A 265-nucleotide genomic window follows, 5' to 3' on the forward strand; every position below is an offset into this window, starting at 1 on the left:
GGAGGCCAACGGGACCAGACCGGTCTTGGTGATGCGCCGCAGATCCACCTCCGCCAGGTGACCGGACATCGCGCTGGTCTCCCGCCACAGACCCCAGGCCAGCGACGTCCCCGGCAGGCCCTGGGCTCGGCGGTGCTCGGCCAGTGCGTCCAGGAAGGTGTTGCCCGCCGCGTAGTTCGCCTGCCCCGCCGTACCCAGCAGACCGGCGATCGAGGAGTAGAGGACGAACGCCGACAGGTCCAACTCCCGCGTCAGCTCGTGCAGG

At 70.6% G+C, this 265-nt stretch carries 1 protein-coding gene; it reads right to left on the minus strand.

Annotation, left to right across the window (positions count from 1 at the left end; genetic code table 11):
* Positions 1–265: KR domain-containing protein (locus RZ50_RS28110; RefSeq protein WP_217680990.1), on the minus strand; the 265-nt coding region annotated here is incomplete at both ends.

This window comes from Kitasatospora sp. SUK 42, from assembly GCF_015776785.2.
In the GTDB taxonomy this organism is placed as follows: Bacteria; Actinomycetota; Actinomycetes; order Streptomycetales; family Streptomycetaceae; genus Kitasatospora.